This window comes from Mammaliicoccus sp. J-M40 (genome assembly GCF_022386395.1).
In the GTDB taxonomy this organism is placed as follows: Bacteria; Bacillota; Bacilli; order Staphylococcales; family Staphylococcaceae; genus Mammaliicoccus; species Mammaliicoccus lentus.
This window is the reverse complement of sequence record NZ_JAJNIQ010000004.1, coordinates 170591-197585: the sequence shown is the minus strand read 5'-3', so window position 1 is coordinate 197585 and position 26995 is coordinate 170591. Positions and strand designations below refer to the sequence as shown.

General features: G+C 33.1%; 31 protein-coding genes and 1 riboswitch. Of the genes, 4 read left to right on the top strand and 27 right to left on the bottom strand.

Annotated elements, in window-relative coordinates; genetic code table 11:
• Positions 1-6 precede the first annotated feature (6 nt).
• The 4 genes from cshA to LQ688_RS07280 all read right to left on the bottom strand — a co-directional run bounded on the left by cshA (position 7) and on the right by LQ688_RS07280 (position 4821).
• Entirely contained in the window at positions 7-1536 is a 1530-nt protein-coding gene (gene cshA / locus LQ688_RS07295; protein ID WP_064210827.1) for a degradosome RNA helicase CshA, read from the bottom strand.
• 164 nt (positions 1537-1700) lie between these two features.
• Entirely contained in the window at positions 1701-2390 is a 690-nt protein-coding gene (locus LQ688_RS07290; protein ID WP_016999700.1) for an alpha/beta hydrolase, read from the bottom strand.
• Entirely contained in the window at positions 2387-3736 is a 1350-nt protein-coding gene (locus tag LQ688_RS07285; RefSeq protein ID WP_103268923.1) for a UDP-N-acetylmuramoyl-tripeptide--D-alanyl-D-alanine ligase, read from the bottom strand. The genes LQ688_RS07290 and LQ688_RS07285 overlap by 4 nt, the downstream gene beginning before the upstream one ends.
• Before the next feature lie 11 nt (positions 3737-3747).
• A complete protein-coding gene (locus LQ688_RS07280) occupies positions 3748-4821 on the bottom strand; it encodes a D-alanine--D-alanine ligase (protein ID WP_239706014.1) in 1074 nt (357 codons plus the stop codon).
• 180 nt (positions 4822-5001) lie between these two features.
• On the opposite strand from LQ688_RS07280, the gene LQ688_RS07275 reads away from it, so the two are divergent.
• Complete coding sequence (locus tag LQ688_RS07275) at positions 5002-6195, top strand: FtsW/RodA/SpoVE family cell cycle protein (protein WP_135021140.1); 1194 nt, start codon at positions 5002-5004, stop codon at positions 6193-6195.
• Positions 6196-6300: 105 nt separating this feature from the next.
• On the opposite strand, the gene LQ688_RS07270 is transcribed toward LQ688_RS07275, so the two are convergent.
• Positions 6301-6435, bottom strand: coding sequence for an Lmo0850 family protein (locus LQ688_RS07270; protein ID WP_016999704.1), 135 nt, complete (start codon positions 6433-6435; stop codon positions 6301-6303).
• 140 nt (positions 6436-6575) lie between these two features.
• Positions 6576-6779 (bottom strand): copper ion binding protein, encoded by a 204-nt coding sequence (locus LQ688_RS07265; RefSeq protein ID WP_016999705.1) that lies wholly within the window; start codon positions 6777-6779, stop codon positions 6576-6578.
• 164 nt (positions 6780-6943) lie between these two features.
• Here LQ688_RS07265 and cls point away from each other — a divergent pair, with 164 nt between their 5' ends.
• Both cls and LQ688_RS07255 read left to right on the top strand, forming a co-directional pair.
• Positions 6944-8425 (top strand): cardiolipin synthase, encoded by a 1482-nt coding sequence (gene cls / locus LQ688_RS07260; RefSeq protein ID WP_135021137.1) that lies wholly within the window; start codon positions 6944-6946, stop codon positions 8423-8425.
• A gap of 132 nt (positions 8426-8557) precedes the next feature.
• Complete coding sequence (locus tag LQ688_RS07255; protein WP_239752705.1) at positions 8558-9214, top strand: HD domain-containing protein; 657 nt, start codon at positions 8558-8560, stop codon at positions 9212-9214.
• A gap of 240 nt (positions 9215-9454) precedes the next feature.
• On the opposite strand, the gene yidC is transcribed toward LQ688_RS07255, so the two are convergent.
• From yidC to LQ688_RS07220, 7 genes are all read right to left on the bottom strand, one after another.
• Positions 9455-10324 carry a membrane protein insertase YidC gene (yidC, locus tag LQ688_RS07250; RefSeq protein WP_016999708.1) on the bottom strand — a complete coding sequence of 290 codons (870 nt, stop codon included), beginning with the start codon at positions 10322-10324 and terminating at the stop codon, positions 9455-9457.
• 78 nt (positions 10325-10402) lie between these two features.
• The gene (thiE, locus tag LQ688_RS07245) at positions 10403-11047 is read right to left on the bottom strand and encodes a thiamine phosphate synthase (RefSeq protein ID WP_135031212.1); all 645 of its coding nucleotides are present in this window, start codon (positions 11045-11047) and stop codon (positions 10403-10405) included.
• Complete coding sequence (thiM, locus tag LQ688_RS07240; protein ID WP_135031101.1) at positions 11047-11838, bottom strand: hydroxyethylthiazole kinase; 792 nt, start codon at positions 11836-11838, stop codon at positions 11047-11049. Before thiM ends, thiE begins: the two co-directional genes overlap by 1 nt.
• Positions 11831-12643 carry a bifunctional hydroxymethylpyrimidine kinase/phosphomethylpyrimidine kinase gene (gene thiD / locus LQ688_RS07235; protein ID WP_103268929.1) on the bottom strand — a complete coding sequence of 271 codons (813 nt, stop codon included), beginning with the start codon at positions 12641-12643 and terminating at the stop codon, positions 11831-11833. Before thiD ends, thiM begins: the two co-directional genes overlap by 8 nt.
• A gap of 2 nt (positions 12644-12645) precedes the next feature.
• Entirely contained in the window at positions 12646-13326 is a 681-nt protein-coding gene (gene tenA / locus LQ688_RS07230) for a thiaminase II (RefSeq protein WP_135031102.1), read from the bottom strand.
• A 76-nt stretch (positions 13327-13402) separates the two neighbouring features.
• Positions 13403-13500, bottom strand: a riboswitch (TPP riboswitch).
• A 145-nt stretch (positions 13501-13645) separates the two neighbouring features.
• The gene (locus tag LQ688_RS14115) at positions 13646-14479 is read right to left on the bottom strand and encodes a LysM peptidoglycan-binding domain-containing protein (RefSeq protein ID WP_135031103.1); all 834 of its coding nucleotides are present in this window, start codon (positions 14477-14479) and stop codon (positions 13646-13648) included.
• 470 nt (positions 14480-14949) lie between these two features.
• Positions 14950-15531: a single-stranded DNA-binding protein gene (locus LQ688_RS07220; RefSeq protein WP_016999714.1), complete on the bottom strand. Its 582-nt coding sequence runs from the start codon at positions 15529-15531 to the stop codon at positions 14950-14952.
• Positions 15532-15714: 183 nt separating this feature from the next.
• Between LQ688_RS07220 and LQ688_RS07215 the strand changes: the two genes are divergently transcribed.
• Positions 15715-16152 (top strand): YwpF family protein, encoded by a 438-nt coding sequence (locus LQ688_RS07215; protein ID WP_016999715.1) that lies wholly within the window; start codon positions 15715-15717, stop codon positions 16150-16152.
• 93 nt (positions 16153-16245) lie between these two features.
• On the opposite strand, the gene fabZ is transcribed toward LQ688_RS07215, so the two are convergent.
• From fabZ to wecB, 14 genes are all read right to left on the bottom strand, one after another.
• Positions 16246-16689 (bottom strand): 3-hydroxyacyl-ACP dehydratase FabZ, encoded by a 444-nt coding sequence (gene fabZ, locus LQ688_RS07210; RefSeq protein WP_016998917.1) that lies wholly within the window; start codon positions 16687-16689, stop codon positions 16246-16248.
• Entirely contained in the window at positions 16689-16973 is a 285-nt protein-coding gene (locus LQ688_RS07205) for a DNA-directed RNA polymerase subunit beta (RefSeq protein WP_016998916.1), read from the bottom strand. Before LQ688_RS07205 ends, fabZ begins: the two co-directional genes overlap by 1 nt.
• Position 16974: 1 nt before the next feature.
• A complete protein-coding gene (gene murA, locus LQ688_RS07200) occupies positions 16975-18270 on the bottom strand; it encodes a UDP-N-acetylglucosamine 1-carboxyvinyltransferase (protein ID WP_016998914.1) in 1296 nt (431 codons plus the stop codon).
• Positions 18271-18422: 152 nt separating this feature from the next.
• Positions 18423-18653, bottom strand: a complete 231-nt coding sequence (locus LQ688_RS07195; protein WP_016998911.1) for a DUF1146 family protein — start codon at positions 18651-18653, stop codon at positions 18423-18425.
• A gap of 192 nt (positions 18654-18845) precedes the next feature.
• Positions 18846-19250 carry a F0F1 ATP synthase subunit epsilon gene (locus LQ688_RS07190; protein WP_016998910.1) on the bottom strand — a complete coding sequence of 135 codons (405 nt, stop codon included), beginning with the start codon at positions 19248-19250 and terminating at the stop codon, positions 18846-18848.
• Between the two features lie 22 nt (positions 19251-19272).
• The gene (gene atpD, locus LQ688_RS07185; RefSeq protein WP_064204155.1) at positions 19273-20688 is read right to left on the bottom strand and encodes a F0F1 ATP synthase subunit beta; all 1416 of its coding nucleotides are present in this window, start codon (positions 20686-20688) and stop codon (positions 19273-19275) included.
• Between the two features lie 17 nt (positions 20689-20705).
• Positions 20706-21575, bottom strand: coding sequence for an ATP synthase F1 subunit gamma (atpG, locus tag LQ688_RS07180; RefSeq protein ID WP_016998909.1), 870 nt, complete (start codon positions 21573-21575; stop codon positions 20706-20708).
• A 31-nt stretch (positions 21576-21606) separates the two neighbouring features.
• Positions 21607-23121, bottom strand: coding sequence for a F0F1 ATP synthase subunit alpha (gene atpA, locus LQ688_RS07175; RefSeq protein WP_016998908.1), 1515 nt, complete (start codon positions 23119-23121; stop codon positions 21607-21609).
• Between the two features lie 19 nt (positions 23122-23140).
• Positions 23141-23680: a F0F1 ATP synthase subunit delta gene (locus LQ688_RS07170; RefSeq protein ID WP_016998907.1), complete on the bottom strand. Its 540-nt coding sequence runs from the start codon at positions 23678-23680 to the stop codon at positions 23141-23143.
• A complete protein-coding gene (locus tag LQ688_RS07165) occupies positions 23680-24204 on the bottom strand; it encodes a F0F1 ATP synthase subunit B (protein WP_016998906.1) in 525 nt (174 codons plus the stop codon). The genes LQ688_RS07170 and LQ688_RS07165 overlap by 1 nt, the downstream gene beginning before the upstream one ends.
• 98 nt (positions 24205-24302) lie before the next feature.
• Positions 24303-24521 (bottom strand): F0F1 ATP synthase subunit C, encoded by a 219-nt coding sequence (atpE, locus tag LQ688_RS07160; RefSeq protein ID WP_016998905.1) that lies wholly within the window; start codon positions 24519-24521, stop codon positions 24303-24305.
• A gap of 51 nt (positions 24522-24572) precedes the next feature.
• Positions 24573-25295 carry a F0F1 ATP synthase subunit A gene (gene atpB / locus LQ688_RS07155; RefSeq protein ID WP_016998904.1) on the bottom strand — a complete coding sequence of 241 codons (723 nt, stop codon included), beginning with the start codon at positions 25293-25295 and terminating at the stop codon, positions 24573-24575.
• Between the two features lie 30 nt (positions 25296-25325).
• Complete coding sequence (locus LQ688_RS07150; RefSeq protein ID WP_016998903.1) at positions 25326-25676, bottom strand: ATP synthase subunit I; 351 nt, start codon at positions 25674-25676, stop codon at positions 25326-25328.
• A gap of 161 nt (positions 25677-25837) precedes the next feature.
• Positions 25838-26974, bottom strand: a complete 1137-nt coding sequence (gene wecB, locus LQ688_RS07145; protein ID WP_239752704.1) for a non-hydrolyzing UDP-N-acetylglucosamine 2-epimerase — start codon at positions 26972-26974, stop codon at positions 25838-25840.
• Positions 26975-26995: the final 21 nt, after the last annotated feature.

Here is a 26995-nt window from a genome sequence, read left to right as displayed (position 1 = left end):
TAATTATTATTTTGAATGCTCAGCGAATGTTCTACCTGAGAATTGTTTTTTTGAACGTGGTTTACTAGGTTTATTATTTTTACCTTTATTACGATCAAAATTATTGTTTTTATCATTGCTACGACGTTTGTTTTTGCCATCAAATCTAGTTCTAGATTTACCACGACTACCGCCACCACTGCGGTTGCCTTGTTTACCTTTGTAACCTGATTTTTTAGATAATGGTTTCTCAAATGTTAATTGTACGTCAGCCTCATCATTAGATTTAATTAATTCTTGTAATAAAGCTGCTACTAATTTTTGATTACCGTATTCACTGATTAATTCTTCAGCAATTTTTTCGATACGGCCTTCAATTGGGTTTTCTACCCATTTTTTAACTTTATCTTTAACATCTGATTCTTTTGCTTTCATTACTTCACCTGGTGTTGGTGGACGTAAAGCAGTCATTTGACGTTTGTTTGCTTTTTCAATTTGACGGATATAATCCATTTCAATTGGGTTAACAAATGTTACTGCAGCGCCTTTTTTACCTGCTCTACCTGTACGACCAATACGGTGAGTATAGCTTTCAGTATCTTGAGGAATATCAAAGTTATAAACATGACTTACGCCAGAAATATCTAATCCACGTGCCGCTACATCAGTAGCAACTAGAATATCAATTTGGTCATTTTTGAATTTTTTCAATACTTCTAAACGTTTAGCTTGTGTAATATCTCCGTGTAAACCTTCAGCACGATAACCTTTAGTGATTAAAGCACTTGTTAATTCATCTACACGTCTCTTTGTACGGCCAAATACAATTGCTAATTCTGGATTTTGTACGTCTAGTAAGTTTGTGAAAGTTTCGAACTTCTCAAGTTCTTTAACAATAGTATAATATTCATCAATTTGAGGATCAGAAAGTTCGTTTGACATCGTCTTAACGATTTTAGGGCTCTTCATGAATTTTTGTACTAATTCTTGAATTGCTTTAGGCATAGTAGCAGAGAATAGTAATGTTTGACGATTTTCACTTGGAAGTTTAGACATTATAAATCTCATATCATCTATAAAGCCCATGTTCATCATTTCATCTGCTTCATCTAATATTAAAGTGGTAATAGAATCTGTTTTTAACGTTTTTCTATTTAAGTGGTCAATAACACGTCCAGGAGTACCTACTACAATTTGAGGTCCTTTTTTCAATGATTTAATTTGTCTATCGATTGGCATACCACCAAATACAGTGATAACATTTACGTTTTGACCTTTACTAAAGGTACGTAATTGTTCTGCTACTTGCATTGCTAATTCACGCGTCGGTGCAAGTATTAATGCTTGTACGCCTTGTTTGTCGGCTACTTTATCTATTAATGGAATACCAAAAGCACCTGTTTTACCTGTACCAGTTTGTGCTTGACCTAACACATCTGTACCATTTAATGTATGTGGAATACTCTCCACTTGAATAGGTGTTGGTTCAGTAAATCCCATTCCGTCCAAAGCGTTTAAGGTAGCTTCGGAAATACCTAATTCTTTAAATTTTTGCAAAATAATTCTCCTTTTATATAGTTAATTCTCTCGTCTTTTTTATTCAACTTCTATATACTACCACCCTTTTTACAATAGCGCAATCTGATAAAACTGTAGTTTACATTTAATTTTCACTAATTAAAATGCAAAAAAACTGCGCTAAAAAAGGGTTTAGCCCAGTTTTAAAATATTTTTTTATTTTTAAATATAAATTTTTCAACTTCATAAAAAACAGTTTTATTAACTTTTGATATACAAATTTCATGTGGTCCTCTATCAACTTCTACCAATTTAGCATGTTTCATTCTTTTAACTAATTGACGAGATTTTTCAATTGGTACTAGTCCATCTATTGTACCATGTATAATTAAAGTTGGTGAAACTATTTGTTCTGGTATATATAAAGCTCTTTGTTGTAATTTCTTAAACGATAGAAAGGATTCAAAATTAATTCTAATTGTTCTTAGGAGAATCATTTCTAAAATTTTAACATCAGCGTATCTCATGTTATTAATAAATCTATATGGATTTTTAGCTAAATATTTAATATTAACATTCTCATAAGCTGGCGCTATCAAAACTAATTTGTCTGGAGGATGTATTTTAGCAAGTAACCCTGCAATGATTCCTCCCATAGAAAAGCCTACTATAACAATTTTATCTACTTTTTTACTTAGCAGCTCGTATGATTGTTTCGCTTTTTCGAACCACATATCTTCGTCTGTTCCTTTTAATAATAGAAGTGAACCATGTCCTGGATATTCTGGTGCTTCTAGCATGAAATCATAGCGTTCACTTAAATACTCAATCAATGGTAATAATTCGTATCTGCCACCTGTGTACCCATGTAAAAAAAGTATGCCTAATTTCATTTTAGTTCATCAATAATCGTTTCAAGTGACATTCCTCTCGAACCTTTAAATAAAGTGACAGAATCAGAATTTAAATGTTTGCTTAAATATGTTTTTATATCTTCTTTGTTTTCAAAATGACGAGCATCAGTTACAAAGCCTTGTGCCTTATTATAAATATGCGCCGCTTCTTGTCCATAAGTTAAAAGTCTTTGAATATCTTTACCTTCAAAATATAATCCCACTTGTTCATGCATATCTTTACTGATAGAACCTAATTCTAATACATCTGCCAAAACAATTGTTTTATCTTTTTGTTCTATATTATGAAGTGTATCAATTGCTGCTTTCATGCTCGTAGGACTAGCATTATAAGCATCGTTTATAAATAAACCATATTGAGATGTATCAATTTGTTGCATTCTCATGTCTGTAATCGTTAAATCTGCAAGTGCATTTTGTATAACATCATCAGTTACACCTAACTGCTTAGCGACTTGAATAGCATATGTTGCATTTTTCACGTTATGTGCACCTAATATATTTAAATGATAGACAATATGTTCATTATTCAAATTAAAGTTAATACCACTACTTGAAGTTTGGTTCGTATATATTTTAACTTTATTTTGATCATTGAGACCAACAGAAATTGATGACTTATCTAATTCTGCAACTAATGGTTGAAGTAACGGTTCATCACCATCGTAAATCAAGATGCCATTGTCATTTAAACCTTCAGCGATTTCGAATTTAGCTTTTGCTATTCCTTCTCTAGATCCTAAATCTTGCATATGTGATTCGCCAATATTTGTGATTATTGCAATATCTGGTTGTGCAATTTTCGTTAATTCTCTTATTTCTCCAAAGCCGCTCATACCCATTTCTAATATAGAAACTTCAGTGTCTTCATCTAAATCCAATATCGTAAGCGGGCAACCAATTTCATTATTATAATTACCTTGTGTTTTTTTTACTTTGAAGTTTTGACGAAGTACACTTTCTACCATATCTTTAGTTGTTGTCTTACCATTTGAACCAGTTATAGCAACAACTTTTGGATTCACATATTTTAAATACGCTTTAGCTAAATCTTGAAGAGCTTTTAAAGTATCTTCTACTTGAATAATCGGACCTTCAGGTGGATTTGGTATGTCTTTTTGCCAAAAGGCAGCACCTGCTCCATCAGCTAAAGCTTGTTTAACAAAACGATGTCCATCAACGTTTTCTCCTTTAAATGGAATGAACAATTGTCCTTTTGTTAAGCTTCTAGAGTCAATACAAGTACCGTCGACATATGTGTCTAAAAATTCATCTTGAATTTCGCAATCTATCCAATCTTTTATTTTACTTAATTTAAATTTCATACGTATAACCCTCAGTCAATTTTGTATTTAATTTCTTTTTTACTATTATATCTCTCAATAGCAAGTTCAATTAACTTTGTAATTAATTCAGTATAGCTAAGATTCATGTTTTCCCATAATAATGGATACATACTATACTGTGTGAAGCCTGGCATTGCATTTGTTTCATTTATATATATAGTGTTATCTTCTGTTAAGAAGAAGTCTGCTCTTGCTAAACCAGAACAATCAGTTGCTTTGAAAGCTTCTATTGCCATATTACGTAGAGTAGTTGCAGTTTCATCATCTATATCAGCAGGAATTTGAAGTTTTGCCTTCCCATCCTGATATTTAGATTTATAATCGTAGAATTGAACTTCTTTTACAACTTCACCAGGTAAAGTTGTTTCAGGATAATCATTTCCCAATACTGCAACTTCTATTTCTCTCGCGTCAACACCTTGCTCAATAACAAGTTTACGATCGAATTGAAAAGCTTCTTTAATGCCTTCAAGTAATTCTTCTTTATTTGCACACTTACTTATACCAACACTTGAACCTAAGTTAGCTGGTTTAACGAACACTGGGTATTCTAATTTGTTTTGTATAAGTTCAATAATATTATGTTCATACTTTTCATATTCACTTTTTAAAAAGCTGACATATGGTAACTGAGGTAATCCTCTATGTGCAAATAAATGTTTCATCACTAATTTATCCATACTACTAGACGCAGCTAGTACCCCGTTTCCAACATAAGGTATATCTAAGACTTCGAATAAACCTTGTATTGTACCGTCTTCACCATTAGGTCCATGTAATAATGGGAATACCGCATTATACGGTTCACCGTGATTACTTTGTTCTAATAGTCTTGAGATAGGTGTTAATTCTTCAGATTGAAGACGTAGCTTTTCAATATCTTCAATTTTATAATCGATGGACTCTGCTCCTTTTATCCAATCACCATCATTTGTTATGTAAATAATATCTACGTTATATTTATTTAAATCTACTGCATTTATCACATTTTGTGCTGTGAGAATAGATACATCATGTTCTGCGCTTTTCCCACCATAAATGATACATATATTTTCTTTAGACATTAAGACGCCCCCATGTAAATTAGTAGACTACATTTTATCATGTTTTTAATGATTGTTGCACCTTTCTACATCTTTAATTTAAAAATTAACTTCTTGAAAATGGCAAAATTGTACCATCTTATGTACAATCGAGTTATAATGGAAAATATGTAATTTAGCGTTAATTAAAGGAGTATATTAATGGAAACTTCTACTCGTACATTAAATAAGTCATTTATTCAAAGAATCGATTGGCGATTAATATTTATCGTCCTTCTTCTATTTGCAACAAGCTGTTTAATTATCAATTCAGCAATGTCTAGTGGACAATATGGAACAAACTTTTTGTTAAAACAAGTTTTGTATTATGCCATGGGCTTTATTTTGGCCATAATTTTAATATTTATATCGCCAAAAACAATACGTAAATATGTATGGATTGTTTACATCTTAGGTAACCTGTCTTTAGTTGGTTTATTAGTGTCACCTGAATCAAGTTTTACACCGATTATTAATGGCGCTAAAAGTTGGTACAGACTTGGACCAATAAGTGTTCAACCATCCGAGTTTATGAAAATTATATTAATATTGGTGTTAGCAAATGTTGTTTATCAACATAATAGGTTTACATATAATAAATCAATAACAAGAGATTTTAATTTATTATTCAAAATCTTCTTAACTTCTCTCGTTCCAATGGGATTAATCTTGTTCCAAAACGATTTAGGGACGACTTTAGTTTTAATAGCGATTATTTTAGGTGTTATTATCGTATCAGGCGTTACGTGGCGAATTTTGGCTCCAGTGTTTATAGCATTATTTGCTTTTGGATCTAGTGTTATTTTGCTAATGATTTATAAGCCAAGTATCATTGAAAAAGTTTCAGGCGTTCAAACTTATCAATTTGGACGTATTAATTCTTGGTTAGATCCATACACATATAGTTCTGGAGACGGGTATCATTTAACAGAATCTTTAAAAGCAATCGGTTCCGGCCAAATATTCGGTAAAGGACTGAATAACGGCGAAGTATATATACCAGAAAACCATACCGATTTTATTTTCTCTATAATTGGTGAAGAGTTTGGTTTTATTGGAACAATAGCGGTGCTTATAATATTTTTAATGTTATTCTTCCATCTCATAAAACTGGCAACGACTACTTCGCATCCGTTCAATGCTATTTTCATCATTGGTTATTTAACATTTGTACTATTCCATGTTGTACAAAATATTGGTATGACGATACAGTTGTTACCTATTACAGGTATACCTTTACCGTTTATTAGTTACGGCGGATCTTCACTATGGTCGCTTATGGCCGGCATAGGTATTATCCTATCAATTTATTATCATGAAAAAGATAAATTTGCAGTTGTCAAAGAAGATAAATAAAAAAAGGATTTATTCATTAGATAAAAACCTAATGAATAAATCCTTTCTTATTTGAGATTGGAGATATTTATTCCAAACTCAATTTATACACAATCTACTGAACAATTATTTCAATTTATTTGTAGCTACGTTTGGTAAACTGCGCATAATCTCAATGCGAGACTTTGTTTCTGTTATGTTTACGCCTAATGATGATAAAAGTTTGACCACATTCTTTACCTTTGACTTAGGTTGTTTCATGGGTACCACCTCTTATTCAAATTAAATATCTTATTATCATTTTACATTATTATATAGTATTTGACTATACTTCAAATGGACTATTTTGTTATTTTTCTATATATTTTGTTAATTTATACTAAAATTTTAACATTTATATCTTAAATAACTTCATATCCTGCATCAAAAATTGCATTTTCAATATTATCTATGCTTGCTGGATCTTCAAATACAACACGCACTTGATTATCTTCAGGGCTTGCTACAACTTCTTTAACACCAATTAATTGCCCTACTGATTCTTCTACAGCTTGTTTACAATGAGCACAACTCATTCCTTCAACATCTATGATACGTTCTTTCATTATGAACATCTCCTAATCATATTTTTATTTATTTACATTGATTTATATATATACCTATTTTGTTTAATTATATGTATATATATGAAAATGGTCAAATACAACCTTTCCATTTTTATTTTAAATGTATTATACTAGTTTAAAGATACAGAAATGGAGGCATTGATATGAATTTTGTACCAAATTTTTCATTTGATTTTTCTCTTATTATATCAGTGCTATTGGTATTGGCATTTATATTAAACGTTGTATTTGGATTTGTTATCATATTCCTAGAACGTAGAGAAGCGAGCGCAATTTGGGCATGGTTGTTAGTATTATTATTCGTACCATTACTCGGTTTCTTTTTATACTTATTATTTGGTAGACAAATTCAGAATAAAAGCATCTTTAATTTAGATGAACAAGATAAAATAGGTTTAGAACATATTGTTAATGAACAACTTAAAGCAATTGATGAAAATAATTTCGAAGTAGATAAACCAGAAATCGCGAATTATAAACATTTAATTCATATGCTTTTATACAATAATTCAGCCTTTTTAACAACTGATAATAAAGTGAAAATTTTTACTGATGGCAATGATAAATTCGATGCATTAATCGAAGATATTAGAAATGCTAAACATTACATACATATTCAGTATTATATTTTTAGAAAAGACAATCTAGGTAAAAAAATATTAAACGAACTCGAGAAGAAATTACACGAAGGCTTAGAAGTCAAAATGTTATATGATGATATGGGCTCACGTAAACTTAACCTTTCATCATTCAAAAAGTTTAGAGAAATTGGCGGAGAAGTGGCAAGTTTCTTCCCTTCTAAATTACCTCTCATTAACTTTAGAATGAACAACCGTAATCATAGAAAAATCGTAGTGATTGATGGCGAAGTTGGTTATGTTGGTGGATTTAATGTTGGCGATGAATATTTAGGACTAGATAAAAAGTTCGGTTATTGGAGAGACACGCATTTACGATTAGAAGGCGACTCTGTTAATGCCTTACAACTTAGATTTATGATGGATTGGAACTCTCAATCAACACGTGACAAAATGCGTTATGAATCAAGATACTTCCCAGATGTTGAATCTGGAGGTAAAGTTGGTGTGCAAATTGCTTCCAGTGGTCCCGACGAAGACTGGGAACAAATCAAATATGGTTATCTTAAAATGATTTCAGAAGCTAAAAAAAATATCTATATTCAAACACCATATTTTATACCTGATTCATCATTCTTGGACGCTGTGAAAATAGCTGCATTATCTGGTGTAGATGTGAACGTCATGGTACCTAATAAACCAGATCATCCTTTTGTTTATTGGGCTACTTACGCTAATGTTGGTGAATTAATAAAAGCCGGCGTTAATGTTCATATATATGAGAAAGGTTTCATTCATTCAAAAATGGTCGTTATAGACGACGAAATTGTAAGTATCGGTACGGCTAATATGGATAACAGAAGCTTCGTATTAAACTTTGAAGTCAATGCATTCATTTATGATGAGGAAATAGCTGAATCATCAAGATTAGCATATCAAAACGATATGAAACATTCTTCAACATTAACTATTGAAAAATATGATAGTAGAAGTACATGGATAAAACTTAAAGAAGGTTTAGCTCGATTGCTAACACCACTTCTTTAAACAATATGAGAGTGAGACAAAAATCTTATTTTGTGAAAAAGATTTCGTAGTCCCACTTAATCACCTTTACCAATATAATATACAGTCCGGGACAATTATTTATGTCCCGGACTTTTTTAAGGAGAAAATGATATGGATAAACAATGGATTATAAAAGAGGCTGAACGTCATGTCCGTTCATTACACAAAGAGGATACAACAGGTCATGATTTTGAACACATTATGAGAGTGAGGCATCTCGCTTTAGATATAGCTAAACATGAAAAAATAGATACTTTCATAGTAGAATTAGCAAGTTTGCTACATGATTCTGTAGATAGAAAATTATTTAAAGACGCAAATAAAGCTTGGGATAATTTATACGTATGGATGAACAAAGTACAACTTTCAACTGAAATACAAAAAGAAATCATTCATATTTTAAAATACATCAGCTATAAAGGCGGCAAAAATAAAGGTAAGCTTAATAGTTTAGCTGGTAAAGTTGTACAAGATGCGGACAGAATAGACGCTTTAGGTGCTATAGGTATTGCTCGAACATTTCAATTTGCAGGTCATTTTAATGAACCTATGCATATTACAGATTCAAAACCTAGAGATTTAAATACGATAACAGCAGATCAATATCATAATGAGCCTAATACTGCGATTAATCACTTTTATGAAAAATTATTATTACTTAAAGACCAAATGAATACAGTTAGAGGAAAAGAAATCGCAGAAGATAGACATAAATTTATGCTAATGTTTTTAGAACAATTTTTCGAAGAATGGAATGTCGGAATATAGTGTCGTCGAATGTTGCACATGGACCTCGTCTTGCAACTTAGAACGCCGGTATGTTGCACGTGTGCCTCGTCTTGCAACTTAGAACGCCGGTATGTTGCACGTGGGCCTTGTCTTGCAACTTAGAACACTAGAATGTTGCACGTGGACCTTGTCTTGCAACTTATACAACAAAAAAAGCGGAAATTCTTATTTAAAAGAATTTCCGCTTTTTCTATTTTACAGGATTGTTGTTACCCTGACTTATTTCTTTTTCTTTTTATTTGAAACGAGCTTAGCTGGTTTCTTATCATTGTTAGCTTCTTGTTGGTTTTTTTCGTGCGCTTCAATGATTGGTTTCATTTCTTCTTCAACTTTACTGTTATAGAAGACATTACCTAACCAAGTTTGAACAACTAGGAAAGCACCACCGACAGCCCAGTATAAACCTAATGCTGAAGCTGAAATGTATGACATCCAAATAATCATGATTGGAGAAATGAACATCATCATTCTCATCATATTCTTTTGTTCATCAGGTACATTAGCGTATTTCATAGAAACAAATGCTTGTAATGCATAAATGATACCTGCAATTATAGTAATGAAGATATCTGGTTGCGTTAAGTTGAACCATAGGAATTGTGGATATTCTGTAATTCCACCTTCAGTTGGGAACTTCAATACATAGAACAAGCCCATTACGATAGGCATTTGAATAACAATTGGTAAACAACCCATGTTCATTGGGTTAATACCGTGCTTTTTGTATAGTGCCATCATATCTTGATTGGCTTCCATTTTTTCTTCTTGAGTTCTAGCACGTTTAACTCTTTCCTGAATTTTTTCCATTTCAGGTTTAGCTAATTTCATTTTTTCACGCATTAATTTTTGATTTTTATACGTTTTCATCATGAATGGGAATAAGACTAAACGCACGATTAACGTAATAATTATAATTGCTAGTCCATAGTTGTGATCTAAGTTAGCACCGAGCCAATGAATTAAATTGTCCATTGGTTTAACAAATGTATTATAAAAGAATCCATCTCTATTCTCAGGTTTAGAATAATCACACCCAGCTAGCACAACCATTACACCGAATAATAATGGCCATAAAGCTTTTTTCTTCATTTTTCCACCTCTATTGATATACTCACATAAAGGTTATTCTACCATAGTTTCTATTCAACATAAATCAATATCTTAAATTTATAGTACTTTTTTATATTGATTATGAAAGCCCTTCACAGTTTGTTCAATATTTGTACTTTTTGCTATAGCTGAAATAATGCTAACCCCATCCGCACCAGCGTTTATCAAAGGTATGACGTCAGCTTCTGTTATACCTCCAATAGCAACAATTGGTATATTTTCATCATATCTTCTTAAGTTAGAAATGAGGTCATAACCACCCTCTTCACCTGCATCACTTTTAGAAAGCGTTGAATGTATAGGACCTGTACCTATATAATCAACAAGTGAAATATCTGATAAATTATATTCTTCTTTATTAGCAACGCTTAATCCAATGATTTTATTTTCAAACTTATCTTTAAATAACGATACATTTTTATCGTCTTGTCCAACATGGATACCATCAGCATTTATTTTTAAGGCTAAATCGACATCGTCATTTACTATGAACGGTACATTATATTTTTTACATAGTTCAAATAATTGTTTCGCTAATGTTTCTTTGTCTTTGCCTGTTTTACTATTAGGTCCTTTTTCTCGATATTGAAACATTGTAATACCTGATTTTAATGCTTCCTCAAGAACAGTATATAAATTTTTGTTAGGGACGTCTTGGCTGCCTGCTATAAAATAAACTTTTAGCAATTCTTGTTTAAACATTATTTCACTTCTTTCACTTTCTGTTTTTGCTTAACAATTTCATCCGTTATTGCATTCAATTGATCAATAAATGCAACTTTGAATGTACCTGGTAAATGCGCGCCGGATTGTTCACTCGCAATTTCGCTAGCGATATTATACGTTGATAATGCTTCTCCTAATAAATCTACTGTAATTTGTTTTTCATTTGCAAGAAAAGCACCCACTACAGCACCTAGTAAACATCCTCCACCAGTAATTTTTGTCAGCATTTCACTACCATTATTTAATTCTAAATATTGATTATTACATGCAATAACATCTGTTTTTCCTGTTAATATAATCGGTAAATTCAATTGTTTATGCGCTTTTTTAGCAATTTTTACTACGTCTAACGAATCATCACTATCTGTGCCTTTCATAGTTGTTTCTTCGTCAACTAAAGCTAATATTTCTGATGCGTTACCTCTTATTACATCAACTACTTGATCGTTAAGAAGTGTTTGGCAGAATGTCTTTCTAATTGTGGATGCTCCAACTGCAACTGGGTCTAGTACAACGGGCACTCCGTTATCATGCATTATTTTCGCATATTCTTTCATATCATATGCTTTATCAGTTGTAATTGTACCTATATTTACTAAAAAGGCGCTTGCTACTTTGGAAAATTCTTCCGCTTCTTCTGGTTCTTCACTCATAGCTGGACTTGCTCCTAGCGATATTAAACCGTTCGCTGTAAAGTTTTTTACAACATCGTTTGTATAACATACTACGAGTGGTCCTGTTTCTCGAATATTTTGTAGTTTACTCATAATCCAATCCCTCTACTTTTTGATATGCGAAATGATTTACTGGTCCTCTACCTTTTCCTATTTCTGGCGTGTACTTAATTGCTAAAGTAATAAATCTCTTAGCTGTATTAACCGCTTCTTCTATCGTATGTCCTTTAGCTAATTCTGCTGTAATCACTGCGCTAAATGTACAACCAGTCCCATGTGTGTGTTGCGTATCAAATCTTTCACTCTTCCAACTTCTTATACCCTCTTGTGTAAATAAATAATCAATAGCATCACCTTCTAAATGACCGCCTTTAATGACAACACCTTTAGAACCAACTTCATTTAAGAAAAATTCTCCAGCTTTTTTGATTTGTTCTTCTGTTTGAATTTTATACCCTGTTATATCTTCAGCTTCTGGTATATTTGGCGTTACCACAGTAGCTAATGGTAATAATATAGATTTTAATTTATTTTTACCTTTATCATCCATCAGTGAATCTCCACTTTTAGCGACCATTACAGGATCAATGACATAAGGTTTATTAGCTTGTTCAATATAAGGTTTGATTGTTTCCATCATTTCTTCTGATGCAATCATGCCCGTTTTTATTGCATCTGGCGTTTCATCATCGAATACACTTTTCAATTGAGATTCAAGTACTTCTATAGGTAAATGGTAGACATCTTGTACACCTAAAGTATTTTGAGAAACGATACTAGTTGGAACTGCCATTCCATATACTCCTGACGCTTGAAATGATTTTAAATCTGCCATGATACCTGCTCCGCCTGTTGGGTCGGTACCAGCAATCGATAACGCAATGTTTGGTTTTTTCATATTTATCTCTCCTCAAATTCCCATTTTTCTTGAATATACGACATGTTGAAGAAATTGCGTTCATGAACAGTGCTTTCTAAAAAATTTCTTTCGACTAGTTCTATTTCTGCTTTAGATGCATTTTCACTAAAAGTATCGAGCCAGTTGTCTAGTACGTCCATTAGTTCATCCATACCTTTATAGTAAAATTTAAACCATTCTTGTAACTTATGATTAGACGAAAAATTATTTCTCTCAATAGCTAGTTGAGCTATCCTTCTATATACATATGGACATGGTGCCATAGCTGCTACAGTATAAGCAACATTTTCATGTGCGTACGCATTATAATACATATGCTTAATATAGTGATCTGCAGTAGGATACCATGCCCCATCTTTTATTACTTCATGATAATCTTCACCGATATAATCCGCTAATATTTGATGAGCTCCTACTTCCCCTGAAGAAGCGAATTCTATTTGTTCTAATAAAAATTTCAACTCTTCTTTAGAGTCTATTTTAGGAATTAATAGCGCATAGACTTTAGCAAATTCATTTAAATATCTGGCATCCGCTTTTAAATAATGCTTTACAGCTTCTGCTGAAATATCATCATTTACAAACCCTTGAATGAATCCATCATTATATATTTCTTCAATAATTGGTTCTACTTTTTGTTGTAACTGCTCAGAAAAACGCATGTTATCTCTCCTAATAATTTTTTAAATAAAAAAATGACTTCTTTCGTATAAAAAGAAGTCAATTAAAAGTAGAGTATACGTTAATTGACCACTTTCCTACGTTGGCATTATCCAAATCAGGTATAAGGGACTGAACGAATTCATCTCAGCCTATAGGCGCCCCTAGTAGTCATTCCTTTATTCAATTACTTTAAGATTATCAAATACATTTATAATGGTCAAATTAAACAACATTAGTAAAATATAAAAAATCGCCTAGGATATTTCCTAGACGATTGAATTAATATTATTTATATAACTTGAAAATTAAGCTTTTAGCTTACCACCAATTGTTTTGAGCACGGAAAGCTATTGCTGCGTCAACAGAACCATAACGTTGTTTCGCATAGTTTAACATACCTTTAGTTTGTGTAGCTACAGAACCAGTTCCCCATGATTCTTTAGTTTGACCTAAACCTTGGTAACCATTAGGGCTTACCGCATTTGGATTACCACTTGATTCTGGTAATACAATTGTATTCCACATTGCTTCAGTTCCACCTGCAGCTAAGAATTGAGCTTTAGTAGATCCACCAGTGCTAGCCGATTGAGCTGGCGCTTTATATGAAGTTTGTGAAGTTTGAACTTTATTATATGTTGGTTGAGCTGGTGCTTTGTATGATTGTGTTGGTGCTTGATAGTTAGCTTGGTAAGCTGGTGCTTCAACTTGTGTTTCAGTTTGTTGAACCGGAGCTTGTTGAGCTACTGGAGCTGTTGCTGGTTCAGCTGATTGTGCTGGTGCTTGTAATGATAAAGTTTGACCAACAACAATTAGATCTGAATTTAAGTTGTTCCATGCTTTCAATTGAGATACTGTTACATCATATTTAGATGCAATTTTCCCTAAAGTATCTCCTGAAACTACAGTGTATTCTGTAGTCGCTTCAGTATTTTCTGCTTTCGCTTCATTAACTTTTATTACTTGGTTAGGTAAGATTAAGTTTGAATTTAAACCATTGTCCGCTTTAAGTGCGTCAACTGTTGTTCCGTATTGTTTAGAGATCTCAAATAAAGTGTCTCCCGATTTTACTGTATGAGTTGCTGCATCAGCTGTAGCTGTTACCCCTGTCGTAACTGCAACTGCTGCTGTTGAAACTGCTAATAATTTTTTCATGATTGAATATTTCCTCCTGTAAGGTTATCTCTTTATTTATGATTTTTACTTTATAAACTATATCATTAAATTTGATGACATAGGTTACAACCATATGAAAAAACACAGCCAATTATTACAATTGTATTACATAAATCTCAAGAATATTTTACAGCTTTATACTTTCTTCAGAACTTTCATGAAAGTATTCTTTTAAGTTGTGTAAAATTAATTAAAGTGCAATTTGTAACACCACTGTAATTGGTTACACAATTATAATTAAACTCTTAAGTCATATATAAACTACTTATAAAATATAAAATACTTCCCACAAATTTTAGAATAAGTTTGTAGGAAGTAATTAAACGTCCAATAATTTGAACAATTTAATAAGCGTCTGGTTATTTATATTCTTGACACATTGGAATATAGAATCGAGAGTATTTTAGTTTTGGAAGACTATTTTTATTAATAGAGGAATTAGAATGAATCTATGATTTTACTACCATAGATTTATTCGAGGTTTGTGGTTGTTCAGATGTGTCTGTTTCATCATGTATAATTTCAATCATTTTATTATACTGTTTATAAACTTCATCTTGCGACAAGTTATCTTGTTCGTTCTCTTTGGCCTTTTGTTCAGCTGTATTTCTTTCATCGCTCATTCTAACAGATAGTTCTTCTGAATAAGTGTCAGCACTTTCACTTATTAAATCACTTATCTCTTCTTTAGATTGAGGGACACCTTTCCTATTTGTTGAAGGCATATTTAAAAACTTTATCGTTTCACAAATAATTTCAGTAATATATTGCTTTTTATCATCTTTAATATATACACGTGTTTGTATTTGGCCTGTTAAAGCTATTAATTGACCTTTCTTGGTATATTGATGAATATTATATGCTAATTTCCCAAAAGCTTTGCACACAATAAAGTCAACAACCATATTACCTTCTTTAGATTTATAACCCCTTTCAACGGCTAAACAAAATGTAGAAATGATAGTGTCACCTTTCTTAAAATAGGCAGGGTCTTTAGTTAACCTCCCAACTAAAACAGATTTATTAAGCATATCTTTCACCTCCTTATATTTTTAATATAAGGAATCAACATTTTTACGTCAAAATCCATTTTTTTATATTTACAATCATAATTTTCAACAATATCCTTAGAATATTGTTATTTACTTAAAAAGTGCTTTATAATAGAACACAAAGTTAAACATTCGTAGTTTTAACATTTAAGGGGGATGTTTATGAAAACATTTAAAGCAGTTCGCTTTCAAATCGTAAATGATGAACAGATTACAGAATATGAATTGTTAGATGGTATTATTATAAATAAAGAAAATAGTGGAACAGGTTGGTTATTAGAAATTTTAATCTCTGATATTCATTATGAACAAATGAAAGAATATCATGACACTCAAAAATTATTAGACACACGCGTCGTTATTACAAGACCATCTAATGACCCTGCATTATTTGATGCGACTATAAAATATATAGAGCAATTAGATGAAAAAATTTCAGTAGTATTTGAATGTCATATTTATACTTTAAGACAAGTTTATGCTGAACGATTACTAGAACAATTAATAGAAGAAGGATTAACAGGTGAAGAACTTAAAACTTCATTTAATCGACTTATGCAATCTAAACCAAAATTAAAAGATGAAAAAAGTAATATATAATAAAGAGTGATATAAAAACTCTCGACTATTTACAACAAATAAAGCCACACCATTGAACGTTCAATGGTGTGGCTTTATACATCTATATAATTTTTATTTTTGATCCACAAGTGCAAAGCTAATTTCACAACTACATGCAACTTCTCCATCTACTGTTGCTTTAGCAGTACCTTTTCCTATTGGACCTTTAATTCTATTGATTTCTACTTCTAATCTTAGCGTGTCACCAGGCACTACTTGTCTCTTAAATCGACACTTATCGATTCCTGCAAACATAGCTAACTTACCTTGGTTTTCTTCTAATCGTAACATTGCTACTGCACCTGTTTGTGCTAAAGCTTCAACGATTAGTACGCCAGGCATTACGGCATAATCAGGAAAATGACCTTGGAAGAAAGGCTCATTCCCAGATACTTGCTTAATACCAACACAACGTTTACCATCTTCTAATTCTACAATTTTATCTAATAATAAAAATGGATAACGATGAGGTATTATTTTTTTAATTTCATTATAATCGTAAATAATTTCTTCCATCATGAACTCCTTCCTGTTAATTCAAAGATGTGCTGCCAAGTTTCAGGTTTAAATACACCAAATGGATTATGCAAAATGCCATAACCAATCATAGTCCCGACAACAAATAGCAAGACCATTAAAATTAGCAATATAAGTAATTTCATCCATAACGGTATCACACGATGTTCAACTTCAATACCTTGAATCGTTTCAACTCTACTCGTTTGAATTTTTTCTTTAAACCTTTTAAATGGCGACTTTCTATTTTTTTCGTCAGTTCTCGATGATTGTGTTTCAGCCATACTAAACCCTCGCTTTATCTTTTAACTTGCCTTCATCATTAATGCGTTCTACATCTGCACCTAATGTTTTTAGTTTACCATGAAAATCAACATAACCTCTATCTAAATGTTTAAGTTCTGTAACATTTGTATAACCATCAGATACTAGTCCAGCAAGTATAAGTGCTGCACCTGCTCTTAAGTCTGTTGCTTTTACATCTGCACCTTGTAAGTCATCATGTCCCGTAATCATAGCACTTCTACCGTTAATAAATATATCAGCATTCATACGTTTAAATTCTTCAACATGCATGAATCTATTTTCAAAGACAGTTTCAGTTATTTTACTTGTTCCGTTAGCAGTTAATAACAACGCCATAATTTGAGATTGCATATCCGTCGGGAAACCAGGATGTGGCATCGTTTTAACATCGATAGCTTTAATTTCACCAGGCACTTGAATATTTAAGCCATCTTTAATTTCTGTTATTTGAACACCAGCTTCTTCTAGTTTCGAAACTAAGCTTGACATATGTTCTCTTATTGCTCCGATTACATTTATATTACCTCTTGTAATAGCACCAGCAATCATAAATGTACCAGCTTCAATTCTATCAGGAATAATAGAATGCTCCGCACCTACTAAATGATCGACTCCAATTATTTTAATTGTATCCGTACCTGCTCCATGTACTTGAGCGCCCATTTCATTTAAATAATTAGCTAAGTCAACTATTTCCGGTTCTCTAGCAACGTTTTGTATTTCAGTTTTTCCGTCTGCTAATACAGCTGCCATCATAATATTTTGAGTAGCACCAACGCTTGGGAAATCTAAATAAATTTTACTGCCTTTTAAACCATTAGGTGTAGTTGCTTCTATAAATCCATTATGTAATTCTATTTCAGCACCCAATGCTTCGAAGCCCTTTAAATGTTGTTCAATTGGTCTTGATCCAATTGCACAACCTCCCGGTAAAGCAACTCTAGCATGACCTTCTCTTGCTAATAATGGACCCATTACTAATATGCTTGCTCTCATTTTGCTTACATATTCATAAGGTGCCTCTATTTTTAAAGGATTAGATGAATCAACCTTTACAGTATTATTATCTGCCTCATATTCTATTTCTGCATTTAAATGTGTTAATACGTTATTTATTGTATCAACATCACTTAACTTTGGTACATTCGTTAAAACGCTTTGACCTTCAGACGGTAAAAGTGTAGCTGTCAATATAGGTAGAACTGCGTTTTTAGCCCCTTCTACAACAACTGTTCCTTCTAGACGTTTCCCGCCTTTTACGACGATTTTATCCATATAATTGTCCTCCACAAATACATCACTATTATTTAATTTACAAAAGTATATATATATTAAATACACACTTTTAATTAATCATAAACATTCACCAAAACATTATACTACTTTTTTGTTCTTTTTACATACATTTATGTATTTTCTTGTAATTTTTAGAAAAGTAATTTTAATTGTAACGAATATTGGAGGATATCTAAAATAAAACGACTCAGACTTGTACCTAATAAAACAGCTAAAATGATTATAAATGTTTGAGCTTGCGCTATATGATTTTTCTTGAAAATTTGCTCTAACCTAACGCCTTGTAACGCCCAAAAAGCTAAACATACACATACAACATGAAGAATTAATCCTATAATACCTAATTGACCATAATATTCCATACTCTCAATCCTTTCACTAGAACAAAGGGAGTGGGACAGATATTTCATTTTCCTAAAATATTTCATAGTCCCATCCCGGCAAAGATGACCAGAATTGAAATAACTTTGATATAAGCGTATTTTCAGTCCAGTCAGCTACTGCCATTATAATAAATTAGGCTGAGACATATATTTTTGTCTCAGCCTGTATAATTATCTAAATTTAGCCACTTCAATTCGATTAATTGCACGACTTAACGCGCGTTCAGCACGTCTATAATCAACATCATCACGATTACTATGTAATCGTTCTTCTGCACGTTCTTTAGAATTAATCGCACGTTCTTTATCTATATCCTCAGCTGTTTCAGCTGACTGAACTAGAACAGTAACTTTATCAGTTCTTACTTCAACAAATCCTTCGGAAACAGCTAAATACTCTGTACCACTTGCTTTGTTTACTTTAACATATCCTGTTTTTAATGCTGCAACAGTTGGAATATGGCCAGCCATTACACCCATTTCTCCAGTTTCAGTATGTAAAACAACAAGTTCAACATCTTTTGCTGAGTAAACAGATCCATTAGGAGTGACAACATCTAAGGTAAATGTATTCATTTTCCATTCCTCCTAATTAGTATTAGACCTCTACACCCATGTTTTTAGCATTTTCAAGAACTGCTTCGATACCACCGACTAAACGGAAAGCATCTTCTGGTATATGGTCATATTGTCCCTCTAGTATTGCTTTGAAATCTTGTACAGTTTGACTAACTGGTACATATGATCCTTTTTGGCCAGTAAATTGTTCTGCTACATGGAAGTTTTGAGATAAGAAGAATTGAATACGACGAGCACGTTCAACTGTTTTCTTATCATCATCTGATAATTCATCCATACCAAGGATAGCTATGATATCTTGTAATTCTCTATACTTTTGTAAAGTCTGTTGAACACGACGTGCAACGTCATAATGCTCGTCACCAACAATTTCAGGTGTTAAGGCACGCGACGTTGAAGCCAAAGGATCAACCGCTGGGTATATACCCATTTCTGTCAATTTACGCTCAAGGTTTGTAGTTGCATCTAAGTGAGCGAAAGCAGTAGCTGGCGCTGGGTCAGTATAGTCATCGGCTGGTACGAATACCGCTTGAATAGATGTAACTGATCCTTTATTAGTAGATGTAATACGTTCTTGTAATTGTCCCATCTCAGTAGCAAGAGTTGGTTGATAACCAACTGCTGAAGGCATACGACCTAACAATGCAGAAACTTCAGAACCTGCTTGAGTAAAGCGGAAGATGTTATCAATGAATAATAATACATCTTGTCCTTGTTCATCACGGAAGTATTCAGCCATAGTTAAACCTGATAATGCAACTCTAGCACGAGCACCTGGTGGTTCGTTCATTTGTCCAAAGACCATTGCCGTTTTCTTAATAACGCCTGAATCGCTCATTTCATAGTATAAGTCGTTACCTTCACGTGTACGTTCACCTACACCTGCGAATACAGAAATACCACCATGCTCTTGAGCAATGTTATTAATTAATTCTTGAATAAGAACTGTTTTACCTACACCGGCACCACCGAATAGACCGATTTTACCACCTTTAATATATGGCGCTAATAAGTCTACTACTTTAATTCCAGTTTCAAGAATTTCTACTTTTGTAGATAAATCTTCAAACTTAGGAGCTAAACGATGAATAGGGTCACGACGAACACTTTCATCAAGCTCTTCACCTAAATCAATTTTTTCACCTAAAACATTAAACACACGACCTAATGTAGCATCTCCAACCGGTACTGAAATAGCTTTACCAGTGTCTACTACTTCTTGACCACGTTTCACACCATCAGTTGATGCCATAGCTATTGTACGTACAACATCATCACCAAGGTGTAATGCAACTTCTAATGCTAAATTAAAAGTGTTACCGTCGGGACGGTCTACTTTTATTGTCAAAGCATTATTAAGTTCCGGCAATTCACCATGTGGGAAACGTACGTCAATAACTGGCCCTGTAATTTGCGTTACTCGGCCTAATCCCATGTAAATTCCTCCTAATCTTATTCTAGTGCAGCTGCTCCGCCTACAATCTCAGTAATTTGTTGAGTAATTGCAGCTTGTCTAGCTCTGTTATATTGTATTGATAATTCGTCAATTAATTCAGAAGCATTGTCTGTAGCATTTTTCATAGCCGTCATTCTAGAAGCATGCTCACTTGCTTTACCGTCTAATACAGCACCATAGATTAAACTAATAGCATATTGTGGTAATATAACTTCTAAAATAGTTTCTTTATCTGGTTCGAATTCGTAGCCAGCCATTAAGCTTGAACCTTTTCCTGTATCTTCATCAGATAAAGGTAGTATCCTTTTAGACCTAACTTGTTGCTCAAGAACACTTACAAAGTGACTATAGTATAAAGTCAGTTCATCGTAGAATTCTTCGTTGAATAAGTCTACTGCTTTTTCAGTTAAAGCTTGAACATCTTTAAAAGTAGGTTGATCTGGTAATCCCGTATATTCTTCAACAACATTATAATCTCTGTTCTTCAAGAAATCTCGACCTACACGACCTACTACAACAATTGCATATTCATCTGGGTTGTTGTTATGTTTTTCTTTAATATCATTTACTAAATTTTTTAATATATTTGCACTATATGGTCCTGCTAATCCTTTGTCAGAAGTTATCACTAAATAACCTGAACGTTTTACTTCTCGTTTTTTAAGCATCGGATGAGATACATCCGAACTTTTAGAAGCAATAGCTGTTATTGCATCTTGCATTTTATTCATATAAGGTTCAAATGCACTTGCGTTTTCTTCAGCTCTACGTAATTTAGAATTAGAAACCATGTTCATTGCTTTTGTAATTTGACTCGTACTTTGCGTAGAAGTGATTCTTCCTTTGATTTCTCTAAGTGAAGCCACAATTTCACCACCTTTTATTTAAAGCTTAATATTACTCTACTTGAGATTTATTAAATACTTTTTTGAATCCTTCGATAGCAGAAACAAATTTATCATCAGATGGTAATTGTTTTGTTTCGCGAATTTCTTTATATAAATCGCTAGCATTAGAATCGATCCAATTTAAGAATTCATCTTCAAATCTTGTAATGTCTACAACAGGAATGTCATCTAAATGACCTTTAGTCAATGCGTATAAGATAACAACTTGTCGTTCAACAGATAATGGTTTATTTTGATCTTGTTTAAGTACTTCTACTGTACGTTTACCACGTTCTAATTTCGCTTTAGTTGCAGCATCTAAGTCTGAACCGAATTGAGCAAATGACTCTAATTCACGATAAGAAGCTAAGTCTAAACGTAAAGTACCAGCAACTTTCTTCATTGCTTTAATTTGTGCCGAACCACCAACACGTGAAACTGATAAACCTGCGTTAATCGCTGGTCTTACACCTGAGAAGAATAAGTCTGATTGTAAGAATATTTGACCGTCTGTAATTGAAATAACGTTTGTCGGTACGTAAGCAGAGATATCACCTGCTTGCGTTTCAACGAAAGGTAATGCAGTAATTGAACCGCCACCTAATTCATCATTCAATTTAGCAGCACGTTCTAATAAACGACTGTGTAAGTAGAATACGTCACCTGGATAAGCTTCACGGCCTGGCGGACGACGTAGTAATAATGATAATTCACGGTAAGCTGCTGCTTGTTTCGTTAAATCATCATAAACAACTAATACGTGTTTACCATTGAACATGAACTCTTCACCCATAGCTACACCAGAATAAGGTGCAATATACAGTAAAGGAGCAGGTTGAGCTGCAGATGCTGATACAACGATTGTGTAATCTAATGCACCATGTCTACGTAATGTTTCAACTGCTGTACGAACTGTAGATTCTTTTTGACCTATAGCTACGTATATACAAATCATATCTTGGTCTTTTTGGTTTAAAATAGTATCGATTGCTACAGTAGTTTTACCTGTTTGACGGTCACCGATGATTAACTCACGTTGTCCACGTCCAATTGGTACTAATGCGTCAATCGCTTTAATACCAGTTTGTAGAGGTTCATCTACTGATTTACGATCCATAACACCTGTTGCAGGTGATTCTACAGGGCGTGTTTTAGAAGTGTTAATTGGACCTTGTCCATCTATTGGTTGTCCTAAAGGATTCACAACACGTCCGATTAATTCTTCGCCTACTGGTACTTCCATGATACGTCCAGTACGCTTAACTTCATCGCCTTCTTTAATACCTTCTGCAGGTCCTAAAATGACGATACCTACGTTATTTTCTTCTAAGTTTTGTGCCAAACCTAAAACGCCAGTATGAAACTCTAAAAGTTCACCAGCCATAACGTCATTCAAGCCATGAGCTAATGCAATACCATCCCCGACTTGGATAACTGTACCAACGTCGGTAACTGACATTTCAGACTCATAGTTTTCAATTTGAGAGCGTAATAAAGCACTGATTTCTTCAGCTTTAATGGCCATCTATGTCACTCCTTAATAATTATTTCATTTGATGAAATGATTTTGTTAATTGATTTAAATCATTCTGAATCGAGCCGTCGTAAACTTTCGTACCTATCGTTACACGAACACCGCCAATTAAAGAATCATTTATTTCATTTTCTAAAATTAATTTCTTTAAACCTGTACGCTTAATAAAAACTTTCCCTATTTCATCTAATTCTTCGTTAGATAACGGATAGACAGATTCAACTTTCATTAAATCTTGACTATGTACTTGATTATAAATATTTCTATAATCTATAAAAACACTAGGAATTAAAGACAATTTGTTGTTATTAGCTAATAAGAATAATGTGTTCATTAAAGGTTTAGATACGCCTTTGAATACATTTTCAACTAAAGCTTGTCTGTCTTCTTGAGCTAACTTTGGATTATAATCTATAGCCTTAATTTCATCTAGATTTGGTTTCACACTATTTTCTAGGGTTTCGAGTTCGTTTAATATTGTGTCTTCTATGTTATGTTCTTCTGCTACATCATATAAAGCTTGGGCATATTTTTGACTTATATTCGCCATTATTTTTCCCCTGCCTCTTTAATGTATTTTTCAACAAGTTCTTTTTGATCTTGTTCAGAAATCTCTTTATTAATTACTTTAGAAGCTATTAATACAGAAAGTTCAGATACACGATTATTAATATCAGCAATTGCTCTTTGTTTCTCTTGCTGAATCTCTGCTTGTGCTGATTGAATTAACCCATTTGCTTTAACATTTGCATCACTTATAATTTGCTCTTGTTGTACTTTAGCTTGATGTTTTGCATCATCAAGAATTGTTTGTACTTCTTCTTGAGTCTTTTTAAGGATGTCTCTATTTTCTTCTTCTAATTTTTTTGCATTTACCTTTGCTGCTTGAGCGTCATCAATATCTTTATTGATAGTTTCTTCACGTTCATCCATTATGGATTTCAATGGTCCCCAAGCATATTTCTTTAATAAAGCTAACAGGATTAAAAACGTGATTAATGTGAATAAAGCTGTTCCCCATTCAACGCCACTGCCTGTTGCACCTAAAACCAATACGTTATGATCCACTGCCAATTACACTCCTTTCATTGCAAGTCAAGGTTCTAACACCTCATAAATGAATGGCGAAATCCTTTTTAGATAGACTCCGCCTGTTCTAAAAATATGTTAGCTTATCGGTTCATTACCATGAATGCTACTACAACTGCAATGATAGGTAGGGCTTCAACTAAACCAACACCGATAAACATAATTGTCATTAATGGACCACGTGCTTCTGGTTGACGTGCAACACCTTCAACTGTTCTTGAAACGATAAGACCGTTACCAATACCTGCTCCTAATGCTGCTAAACCGATTGCGATTGCCGCTGCTAATACACCTAAACTCATTATAATTTTCCTCCTAGAATTAAAAATATTAATTGTTTTTTAAATTTTATATTAATGATCTTCTGCCACTTTGTGGGACATATAAACCATTGATAACATTACAAATATGTACGCTTGAATTGAACCTATAAAAATTGAGAATGCTTGCCATACCATAGCAGGTAAAAATGCGCCTAAAACTCCTAAAGCGCCGCCAGCAGCTAAAGTACCTAGTAAACCTAATAATACTTCACCTGCAAATATATTACCGTACAAACGTAGACCAAGCGTCAATGTTGAAGCAAATTCTTCAACAATTTTGAATGGCACCATTAAAGCTACCGGTTGAACGAACGATTTTAAATATCCACTCGTTCCACGCATTTTCACACCGTAGAAGTGTGTGAGCAATACCATTAAAGTAGCTAATGTTAATGTCACAGTAGGATCTGCTGTTGGTGATTTCCACCATAATGTGTGTCCTACAACAATTGAGAATGGAAGTCCTAACATATTAGAAACAAAAATAAATAATATTAATGTTACTGCAAGGAAATGGAATTTCCCTCCCTCTTTCCATGCCATATTACTTTGAATGATGCCTTTAACGAAGTCAAAAATCCATTCAATAAAGTTTTGAGCACCAGAAGGTCTTACTTTTAAATTTCTAGTACAAGCTACAGCTATCGCAAAAACGATAATTGCTGAAACTACTATCATTAAGACACTTGAAAGATTGAATATTAAGTCAAACCCTCCAAAATTGATGGACCACAAAGGTGATTCGTGTTCCATATTTTCACCTCTTTTCACAATTTTAATTATTTAATCGAGATTTTTGAGTGACCTAAACATGATTAACACATATGCAATCATCAGCCCTACTAAAATTCCGATAATATCAACAATTATTGGATATTTAAGCCAGAAACAACATGCAACAATAGTTACAAGGTACCTTACCCAGTTTCCAGTTGATAATTGTAATGATTCAGCATTTTTTGCTCGATTGAGGTAAACTTCCCATGAAAACAAGTTAACAGCTGATGCTATTGTTCCAATTATTAGTCCTAAAATGAACTCATGTTTCAAGAAGAAATAAACGACAACTAGAAAAATAACGAAGAAAATAAAATACTGTAAATAAGACTTGAAAAAGCCCTTGAAATCAAACATGCAGCTGAAACTCCTTTAATTAGTTGTATATCTTTGAAAACCGTTTCATCACACAATTTTCATGATAATATAGTGGCCTTATAGTGTCAATGCTATGTCAAAAATAGAAAACAAATTTTTGTCATTTTTTTGTCACAGAATTGACACAAACCACTTCTAACTTATTTTGTTTTGAACGGTGCAGGTGCTTCAGTCAAAATATCAAAATAATACTTAATATTTTCACATATTCTCTTAGATGCTAAGCCATCACCATATGGATTTTGAGCAATGCTCATGCTTTCATATGAAGATTGATCATTTAATAGTTTTTTCGTTTCGTTGTAGATATCCTCTTCTTCTACGCCAACTAGTTTTAACGTACCAGCTTCCACCCCTTCTGGGCGCTCAGTTGTATCTCTCAATACAAGGACTGGCTTCCCAAGTGAAGGTGCTTCTTCTTGTACACCGCCAGAATCAGTAAGAATCAAATGAGAATTTGCCGCAAAGTTATGAAAATCAATAACTTCTAATGGCTCTATTAGTTCGATACGATTATGATCACTTAATAATTGTCCAGCTATATCTCTGACCTTTGGATTTTTATGCATTGGGTATACAACGACAACATCTTCATGCTCTTCAACAATACGTCTAACAGCTTTGAAGATATTTTCCATTGGTTTACCAATATTTTCGCGTCTATGCGCTGTTAACAACACGATGCGTTTATCTTTATGGCGGTTAATGATTTCACTTTCGTAATTTTCACTAACCGTTGTTGATAATGCATCAATAGCTGTATTACCTGTAACAACAATAGATTCGTCTTTTTTATTTTCTTGAAGTAAATTATGTTTAGACTGATCAGTTGGTGAGAAGTGTAAATCAGCAAGGACCCCCGTCATTTGTCGATTCATTTCTTCTGGGAATGGAGAATACTTATTCCAAGTTCTTAAGCCTGCTTCAACGTGTCCAATTGCGACTTCGTTATAAAAAGCAGCTAAGCTACCAGCAAAAGTAGTAGTTGTATCTCCATGTACCAATATCATATCTGGTTTCGCTTCTTGAATAACACTTTCAAGTCCACCTAGCACTCTAGAAGTTACTTCAGAAAGTGTTTGCCCTTGTTTCATGATATTCAAATCATAATCTGGTGTGATATCAAATGTTTCAAGAACTGAGTCCAGCATTTCTCTATGTTGTGCAGTCACAACTACAATTGGTTGTAACTCCGGATCATTTTTCAGTTCTGAAACCAAAGGTGCCATTTTAATAGCTTCAGGTCGCGTACCAAATATCGTCATAATTTTCTTCATTGTAATAAAATCCTCCTATTA

Coding starts and splice junctions, on each gene's coding strand:
- LQ688_RS07150 (WP_016998903.1), bottom strand. CDS start 25,676: ATGTTTGATTTCAAGGGCTTTTTCAAGTCTTATTTACAGTATTTTATT.
- thiE (WP_135031212.1), bottom strand. CDS start 11,047: ATGTTTAAACAAGAATTGCTAAAAGTTTATTTTATAGCAGGCAGCCAA.
- LQ688_RS07275 (WP_135021140.1), top strand. CDS start 5,002: ATGGAAACTTCTACTCGTACATTAAATAAGTCATTTATTCAAAGAATC.
- LQ688_RS14115 (WP_135031103.1), bottom strand. CDS start 14,479: ATGAAAAAATTATTAGCAGTTTCAACAGCAGCAGTTGCAGTTACGACA.
- tenA (WP_135031102.1), bottom strand. CDS start 13,326: ATGCGTTTTTCTGAGCAGTTACAACAAAAAGTAGAACCAATTATTGAA.
- LQ688_RS07220 (WP_016999714.1), bottom strand. CDS start 15,531: ATGCTTAATAAATCTGTTTTAGTTGGGAGGTTAACTAAAGACCCTGCC.
- atpE (WP_016998905.1), bottom strand. CDS start 24,521: ATGAGTTTAGGTGTATTAGCAGCGGCAATCGCAATCGGTTTAGCAGCA.
- atpB (WP_016998904.1), bottom strand. CDS start 25,295: ATGGAACACGAATCACCTTTGTGGTCCATCAATTTTGGAGGGTTTGAC.
- atpD (WP_064204155.1), bottom strand. CDS start 20,688: ATGGGATTAGGCCGAGTAACGCAAATTACAGGGCCAGTTATTGACGTA.
- LQ688_RS07285 (WP_103268923.1), bottom strand. CDS start 3,736: ATGAAATTTAAATTAAGTAAAATAAAAGATTGGATAGATTGCGAAATT.
- LQ688_RS07280 (WP_239706014.1), bottom strand. CDS start 4,821: ATGTCTAAAGAAAATATATGTATCATTTATGGTGGGAAAAGCGCAGAA.
- fabZ (WP_016998917.1), bottom strand. CDS start 16,689: ATGGAAGAAATTATTTACGATTATAATGAAATTAAAAAAATAATACCT.
- LQ688_RS07190 (WP_016998910.1), bottom strand. CDS start 19,250: ATGAATACATTTACCTTAGATGTTGTCACTCCTAATGGATCTGTTTAC.
- LQ688_RS07215 (WP_016999715.1), top strand. CDS start 15,715: ATGAAAACATTTAAAGCAGTTCGCTTTCAAATCGTAAATGATGAACAG.
- thiD (WP_103268929.1), bottom strand. CDS start 12,643: ATGAAAAAACCAAACATTGCGTTATCGATTGCTGGTACCGACCCAACA.
- LQ688_RS07290 (WP_016999700.1), bottom strand. CDS start 2,390: ATGAAATTAGGCATACTTTTTTTACATGGGTACACAGGTGGCAGATAC.
- murA (WP_016998914.1), bottom strand. CDS start 18,270: ATGGATAAAATCGTCGTAAAAGGCGGGAAACGTCTAGAAGGAACAGTT.
- LQ688_RS07255 (WP_239752705.1), top strand. CDS start 8,558: ATGGATAAACAATGGATTATAAAAGAGGCTGAACGTCATGTCCGTTCA.
- LQ688_RS07270 (WP_016999704.1), bottom strand. CDS start 6,435: ATGAAACAACCTAAGTCAAAGGTAAAGAATGTGGTCAAACTTTTATCA.
- LQ688_RS07195 (WP_016998911.1), bottom strand. CDS start 18,653: ATGGAATATTATGGTCAATTAGGTATTATAGGATTAATTCTTCATGTT.
- LQ688_RS07205 (WP_016998916.1), bottom strand. CDS start 16,973: ATGGCTGAAACACAATCATCGAGAACTGACGAAAAAAATAGAAAGTCG.
- wecB (WP_239752704.1), bottom strand. CDS start 26,974: ATGAAGAAAATTATGACGATATTTGGTACGCGACCTGAAGCTATTAAA.
- LQ688_RS07265 (WP_016999705.1), bottom strand. CDS start 6,779: ATGAAAGAACGTATCATAGATGTTGAAGGAATGAGTTGTGCTCATTGT.
- yidC (WP_016999708.1), bottom strand. CDS start 10,324: ATGAAGAAAAAAGCTTTATGGCCATTATTATTCGGTGTAATGGTTGTG.
- LQ688_RS07170 (WP_016998907.1), bottom strand. CDS start 23,680: ATGGCGAATATAAGTCAAAAATATGCCCAAGCTTTATATGATGTAGCA.
- thiM (WP_135031101.1), bottom strand. CDS start 11,838: ATGAGTAAACTACAAAATATTCGAGAAACAGGACCACTCGTAGTATGT.
- atpA (WP_016998908.1), bottom strand. CDS start 23,121: ATGGCCATTAAAGCTGAAGAAATCAGTGCTTTATTACGCTCTCAAATT.
- cls (WP_135021137.1), top strand. CDS start 6,944: ATGAATTTTGTACCAAATTTTTCATTTGATTTTTCTCTTATTATATCA.